The 911-nt window shown below is 71.0% G+C and carries 1 protein-coding gene; it reads left to right on the top strand.

The window, feature by feature from the left end; translation table 11 throughout:
• The first annotated feature begins 331 nt into the window (after positions 1-331).
• Positions 332-895: a hypothetical protein gene (locus tag CBZ_RS18830; RefSeq protein WP_130782991.1), complete on the top strand. Its 564-nt coding sequence runs from the start codon at positions 332-334 to the stop codon at positions 893-895.
• Positions 896-911 lie beyond the last annotated feature (16 nt).

Below are 911 nucleotides of genomic sequence, written 5' to 3'. Positions count from 1 at the left end.
GGCGGACCGTGTTGCGAGGGACGGAGACGGGGCTCCGATGGTGCAGGTGCCGGCCGCGGCCATCGCGGCGGTCGGAGGTTCCGTTCCTCGAGGCCGATCCTCGGACTAGGTGGGCCGGGAGTCTCAAGGGGATCGTCCAGAGCCGCCCCACGCCCGGAGTGACACAGGCGCACGTGCCGGAGTCGGGGCGTTCGTCGTCGTCACGCCGACCCGGCTACCGATCGTCCGTGGACGGGCGCGGATCAGCAGCTCAAACCCCCACGAACGGCGCAGGTCCGCCGATACGGTCGGGCCAGCCGCCGACGAGGGCGGCCCGCAGGCAAGGGGGAACATGAACAGGAAGGCATCCCGCGGCATCGTCGCGGCCACCGCAGGTCTCGTCCTGCTCGTCGCGGCGGCGCTGCCCGTCGGTGCGACGGACCCCACTCCCGGCAGCGGGGTGGTTCCCAAGTCGTCCACGTCGAGCCAGGCCGTCACCCCCATGGTGGTCAACGGCCAGCTGGAGTACGGCGTTCACATCAGGAACATCGGCTGGCGCTACGACATCATCGGCTCGACGGGCCTCGGCTGGCCCCTGGAGGCGGTGTCGATCCGCACCACCGGCACGCTCAAGATCTGCGGCCGCGCGCACGTCCAGGACCGGGGCTGGCTCCCGTGGTTCTGCGCGAACCCCAACGGCCAGCAGATCGTCCTCGGGACCGTCGGTCAGGCGCTCCAGCTCGAGGCGTTGCAGCTGTACTCGACCACCCACCGGCTCAGCGCGGAGGCGCACGTCTCGAACGTCGGGTGGCAGGGTGCGCGCACCAACAGCCAGGTCGGGACGACGCTCTTCGTCGGCACGACGGGCCAGGGCCGTGCGATCGAGGCGCTCAGGCTCAGCTACCTGAACTACTAGCCGCAGGCGCGACGAC

This window comes from Cellulomonas biazotea (genome assembly GCF_004306155.1).
In the GTDB taxonomy this organism is placed as follows: domain Bacteria; phylum Actinomycetota; class Actinomycetes; order Actinomycetales; family Cellulomonadaceae; genus Cellulomonas; species Cellulomonas biazotea.
Note: the sequence above shows the minus strand (reverse complement) of the source record. Positions and strands in the feature narration are given on the sequence as shown.

Bases quoted from the DNA above. Each gene is read 5' to 3' on its own strand.
- CBZ_RS18830 (WP_130782991.1), top strand. From the start codon at position 332: ATGAACAGGAAGGCATCCCGCGGCATCGTCGCGGCCACCGCAGGTCTC.